Below are 5855 nucleotides of genomic sequence, written 5' to 3'. Positions count from 1 at the left end.
GCCCCGGCCCCCGCGCCCGATCTGCGCGGCCGGACCGCCCTGGTCACCGGCGCCGCGGGCGGCATCGGCCGGGCCTGCGCGCTGCGGCTGGCCGCCGCCGGCGCCCAGGTGCGGGCCGTCGACCGGGATGCCGACGGGCTCGCCGAACTCGCCGAAGCGGCCGCCCGGATGCCCGGGTCACCCGGCGCACTGCGCCCCCAGCCGCTGGACCTCACCGACCTGGACGCCGCCGAGCGGGCCGCGGCCGGGGTGGACATCCTGGTCAACAACGCCGGGCTGCAACTGGTGCGCCCCATCCAGGAGTTCCCGCCCGAGGTGTTCCAGACGGTGCTGACCGTGATGCTGCACGCCCCGTTCCGGCTGATCCGGGGGGCACTGCCGCACATGTACGAGCAGGGCTGGGGGCGGATCGTCAACATCTCCTCCGTCCACGGACTGCGCGCCTCCGCCTACAAGTCGGCCTATGTCGCCGCCAAGCACGGGCTGGAGGGTCTGTCCAAGGTCGCCGCCCTGGAGGGCGCCGCACACGGCGTCACCTCCAACTGCGTCAGCCCCGGCTATGTGCGCACCCCGCTGGTGGAGCGGCAGATCGCCGACCAGGCCGCCGCCCACGGCATCCCCGCCGAGCAGGTGGTCAGCGAGATCATGCTGGCCGACTCGGCGATGAAGCGGTTGCTGGAACCGGAGGAGGTGGCCGCCGCCGTGCTCTACCTCTGCGGCCCGGACGCGTCCTTCGTCACCGGCACCTCGCTGTCCCTGGACGGCGGCTGGACCGCACACTGAACCGCACCCGACAGGCGCCGATCCGCCGCGAGGGCGGCATGCTGACCCCCATGTCCGATGATCAGCCGCAGACCCCGTACCTGGAACTCCTGGCGCACGGCGCCCCCGTCGAGGCGTACGAACGCCCCGTGCTGCGCGCCCGCGCCGACGGCGCGCCGCCCGAGCGGCTGGCGGACCTGGAGTACGCCAAACTGCTCGCGCTGCGGGTGCGCGGTGAACTGGAGGGCCGGCGCCGGCGCGAGGCCGAGCTGTCCGCGCTGTTCGAGACCGCGCACGACCTCGCCGGGCTGCGCGACCTGGACGCGGTGCTCCAGGCCATCGTGCAGCGCGCCCGCTCCCTGCTCGCCACCGAGGTCGCCTACCTCACCCTCAACGACCCCGCCGCCGGCGACACGTACATGCGGGTCACCGACGGCTCGGTCTCCGCGCGCTTCCAGCAGCTGAGGCTGGGCATGGGGGAGGGGCTCGGCGGCCTGGTGGCGCAGACCGCCCTCCCGTACGTCACCGACAGCTACTTCGACGATCCGCGCTTCCAGCACACCCGCAGCATCGACGCCGGCGTCCTGGACGAGGGGCTGGTGGCCATCCTGGGGGTGCCGCTGCGGCTGGGCAGCGGGGTCATCGGCGTCCTGTTCGCCGCGGACCGGCGGGCCCGGGTCTTCGAGCGCGAGCAGGTCTCGCTGCTCGCCTCCTTCGCCGCGCACGCCGCCGTCGCCATCGACACCGCCAACCTGCTGGCCGAGACCCGGTCGGCACTGGCCGAGCTGGAGACCGCCAACGAGATCATCCGCGACCGCAGCAGCGTCATCGAACGGGCCTCCGAGGTGCACGACCGGCTGACCGAACTGGTCCTGCGCGGCGGCGGGGTGCACGATGTGGCCGCGGCCCTCGCCGAAGTGCTGGGCGGCTCCGTGGAGTTCACCGAGGCGCCCGACTGCCCCGCCCCGGCCGTGGACCGGTCCCACGCGGACGGCCACGCGGTGCGCCAGGGGGAGGACTGGATCGCCGCGGTGCACACCGGCGGCGAACTCCTCGGCGCGCTGGTCCTGCGCGGCCAGCCCCGCCTGGACCCGGTCGACCAGCGCACCCTGGAGCGCGCCGCCATGGTCACCTCGCTGCTGCAACTGGCCCGCCGCTCGGCCGGCGAGGCCGAACAGCGGGTGCGCGGCGAGCTGCTGGACGATCTGCTGGACGCCCCGGACCGGGACCCGCGGCTGCTGCGGGAGCGCGCCGCCCGGCTCCGCGCCGACCTGGACGCGCCCCATGTGGTGCTCGCCGCGCGGATCGACACCGCGGGCCCCGGGGAGGACGGCCGCCGAGCCACGGCCGGCGCGGACCCGGACCAGGCCGCCGACCGGCAGCGCCTGTGGTCCGCCGCCACCCATCTGGCCGCGACCCGGCACGGGCTCGCCGCCTCCCGGGACGGCGGCACCGTACTGCTGCTCCCCCTCGGCCCGTCGGACAGCGCCGCCGACACCGCCCGCCGCACCGCCGCCCAGCTGGGTACCGCGGTCAGCGCGCCGGTGACGGTGGGCGCCTCCGCGCCGGTCCCGGCCCCCGCCGCCCGGCCCGGCGCGGTCGCCGAGGCCTACGCCGAGGCCCAGCGCTGCCTGAGCGCGCTGGGCGTGCTGGGCCGGGCCGGACAGGGCGCGGCGGCCGAGGACTTCGGCTTCCTCGGGCTGCTGCTGGCCGACAGCCGGGACGGCAGCCGGGTCGGGGAGTTCGTCCGCCGGACCATCGGCCCGGTGATCGACTACGACGCCCGGCGCGGCACCGGACTGGTCCGCACCCTGGACGCCTACTTCGCCTGCGGTGCCAGCCCGGTCCGCACCAAGGACGCCCTGCACGTGCATGTGAACACCGTGGCCCAGCGGCTGGACCGGGTCGCCCGGCTGCTGGGCCCGGACTGGCAGTCCCCGGCGCGCGCCCTGGAGATCCAACTCGCCCTGCGTCTGCACCGGCTCGCCGACACGGTCACCCGCTGACCGGCCCCGGCGCCGCGTACCGGAGCCCGGCCGGAGGGCCGGGCTCCGCCGCGCTACGCCGAGGTCGTACGGGAGGACTCGGGCCGGTGCGCCGCCTCGGCCTGCGGCGCCGTCCCGTCGGCATCCCGCGGCGCGTCCGGGGCCTGGGCGAGGTCCCGGTCCCGGGTCTCCCGGGCCACCCCCACCGCGACCAGCGTCAGCAGCGCCGCGCCGATCACATAGAGGGCGATCGGGGTGCTGCTGTGGTAGTCCGAGAGCAGCGCGGTGGCGATCAGCGGGGCGGGCGCCCCGGCCGCGACCGAGGAGAACTGCGCCCCGATCGACGCGCCCGAGTAGCGCATCCGGGTCGCGAACATCTCCGAGAAGAACGCCGCCTGCGGCGCGTACATCGCCCCGTGGAAGAACAGGCCCACGGTGACCGCCAGCACCATCCAGCCGAACTCGGCGGTGTCCAGCAGCGCGAAGAACGGGAAGGCCCACAGGCCCACGCCCGCCGCGCCCAGCAGGTACACCGGCCGGCGCCCGAGCCGGTCGGAGAGCGCGCCCCAGGCCGGGATCACCGCGAAGTGCACCGCGGAGGCGATCAGCACCGCGTTGAGCGCGGTCTGCTTGCCCACCCCCACCTCGTCGGTGGCATAGACCAGGACGAAGGCGGTGATCACGTAGTAGCTGATGTTCTCGGCCATCCGGGCCCCCATCGCCACCAGCACATCGCGCCAGTGCTCCCGCAGCACGGCCACCAGCGGCGGCTGCTCGGTCGTGCCGGCCGCCTCCCGGGCCTTCGCCTGGGACAACGCCTGCTGGAAGACCGGCGACTCGTCCACCGAGAGCCGGATCCACAGGCCGACCATCACCAGCACCCCGGAGAGCAGGAACGGCACCCGCCAGCCCCAGGACTCGAAGGCGCTGTCCGAGAGCACGCTGGTGAGCAGCGACAGCACCCCGGTGGCCAGCAACTGCCCGGCCGGAGCCCCGGTCTGCGGCCAGGAGGCCCAGAACCCGCGCCGCTTGGCGTCCCCGTGCTCGGAGACCAGCAGCACCGCCCCGCCCCACTCACCACCGAGGGCGAAGCCCTGGACCAGCCGCAGCGCGGTCAGCAGCACCGGTGCGAAGGAGCCCACCGTGGCGTGGGTGGGCAGCAGCCCGATGCCGAAGGTCGCCCCGCCCATCATCAGCAGACTCAGCACCAGCAGCCGCTTGCGCCCCAGCAGGTCCCCGTAGTGGCCGAAGACCAGCGCCCCGATCGGCCGGGCGGCGAACCCGACCGCGTACGTCAGGAACGACAGCAGCGTGCCGACCAGCGGATCGGAGTCGGGGAAGAACAGCTTGTTGAACACCAGCGCGGCGGCGGACCCGTACAGGAAGAAGTCGTACCACTCGATGGTCGTGCCGATCAGGCTGGCGGCGACGATACGTCTGAGGTTGGAGGGGGGTGGGGGAGTGGTGGTCTCGGATGCCATGTGCGGAACTTCCTCGCGTGCGGTGGGGACGGTGTGTGTCGGGACACCGTAGAAACGCGCAGGTCACCCGCGTATGTGCGGGGACACCACAGTTCGGGGCCGGGCTGTGCGCGCTGCCCCCGTACCCACCCTCCAGGGCTCGGGCCGGAAGGCCCCCACCGCCCCGGGAAAGCCGCTGGGGGCCCGCGCCGCGACGCGGGCCCCCAGCGGCCGCCGAAGGCGCTCCCTAAGGCGTGGCGGCCATCGGGAACGCGGCCAGCGCCCTTTCGCCGCCCGTCTCGTTCAGCACCACCAGGTGGTCCCCCTGCACCGCGGCGTCCGCGACCCCGGCGAACCGGGCGGGCGCGCCGGGGGCCGAGGAGTCCACGGTCAGCCGGCCGCCCCGGACGGGATCGCCGCCGGCCAGCGGGAAGGCGTACAGCTGGAGGCCCGTGTCGTAGTCGGAGGCGACGGCCCGCACCGCGCCCTTGACCGAACCGGGCAGCAGGACCACCGAGCTGGAGTCCCGGCGCAGCGTGTGCTGCCACTTCACCTCGCCGGTCCTGAGGTCGAAGGCCGCGACGACGCTGTCGAAGCCGACGTCCAGGGAGGGGTCGTCGGTGGTGAACGGCTTGACGAACAGTCCGTCGACCACCAGCCCTCCCTCCCGGACCTGGTCGCGGACGCTCTGGCCCTGCACGGCGTCCACCCGCAGCTGCTTCCAGGTGCTGCCGGACCGGGAGAAGTAGAGCGGGTCCCGGGCGCCGGAGCTGTCGTCGAGGGCGACCACCAGCGGGTCGGCGTTGAGGACGGCCACCTCGACCAGGCCTCCCGAGCCCGCCGGCATCCTGGGTGAGGTGAGACGGCTGGTGACATGGCCGTCGCGCAGGTCGAAACCGCGCAGGACCACGGAGGGATCGCCGAGTTCGCCCTCGTAGGAGGCGACGACGGTGTTCCCGCTCACGGCCACGCTCTCGACCGCCCGCGCCTCCCCCTCGGCGTCCGGCTGGGCGGCGCCCGTCCAGCGGACGCCGCCGGTACGGGCGTCCAGGACGATCGGTCCGGTCCTGGTGGCGGTCACGAGGGCGTCCCCCTGGAAGCGGACGGCGGGCATGCCCATACCGCTCTGGTCCCCGCTGTCCAGGAGCTGCTTGGCCCACAGCTGCTTGCCGCTCCTGAGGTCGACGGCGATCAGGGAGCCGCACGGTCCCTGATCGCCCTGCCGCAGCAGGAGGGCCATGACCTCGCGGGAGGCGGTGGGCGAGACGGCGCAGGCCTGGAGGCCGCCCGACCAGTCCTTGATCTCCCACAGCTGCTTGCCGGTGCCCAGGTCGTAGCCGGACCCCGTGGTGCCGGCGACCCGGACCGCGACCTGACCCCCCTTCACCAGGTAGGTGGCGGTCAGCCGCGCGGGCTCGGGCACCGGGGTCGCCCACCGCGCCGTCCGCTCCCCGCCGATGCCGAAGGCCGGTGCCTGGGCGCTCTCGGCCACATCGGTGGTCGAGCCGTCGTCGTCGAATATCCCCTGCTGGGCGGCGGCGTACAGCCCTCCGCCGCCCAGGAGCAGCAGCACCAGGACGACCGCGAGGATCATCCCGCCGCGCCCGGACCGGGGGGCGGGCGCGGGAGCGCCCGGGGGGCCGTAGGG

The 5855-nt window shown here is 74.8% G+C and carries 4 protein-coding genes; 2 read left to right on the top strand and 2 right to left on the bottom strand.

From position 1 onward, the window contains the following. Both E4099_RS28020 and E4099_RS28015 read left to right on the top strand, forming a co-directional pair. Positions 1–783, top strand: a 783-nt coding sequence (locus tag E4099_RS28020; protein ID WP_135341923.1) for a 3-hydroxybutyrate dehydrogenase, incomplete at its 5' end; no start/stop codon positions are given. A 50-nt stretch (positions 784–833) separates the two neighbouring features. Then, on the top strand, positions 834–2768 hold the full coding sequence (locus E4099_RS28015; protein ID WP_135341922.1) for a helix-turn-helix domain-containing protein: 1935 nt from the start codon (positions 834–836) through the stop codon (positions 2766–2768). A 53-nt stretch (positions 2769–2821) separates the two neighbouring features. Here E4099_RS28015 and E4099_RS28010 read toward each other — a convergent pair whose 3' ends face one another. Together E4099_RS28010 and E4099_RS28005 are read right to left on the bottom strand one after the other, a co-directional pair. Then, the gene (locus E4099_RS28010) at positions 2822–4228 is read right to left on the bottom strand and encodes an MFS transporter (protein WP_135341921.1); all 1407 of its coding nucleotides are present in this window, start codon (positions 4226–4228) and stop codon (positions 2822–2824) included. 226 nt (positions 4229–4454) lie between these two features. Then, positions 4455–5855, bottom strand: a 1401-nt coding sequence (locus E4099_RS28005; protein ID WP_209446774.1) for an outer membrane protein assembly factor BamB family protein, incomplete at its 5' end; no start/stop codon positions are given.

Source organism: Streptomyces palmae (assembly GCF_004684805.1).
GTDB lineage: Bacteria > Actinomycetota > Actinomycetes > Streptomycetales > Streptomycetaceae > Streptomyces > Streptomyces palmae.
This window is presented reverse-complemented; position numbering and strand designations above follow the sequence as displayed.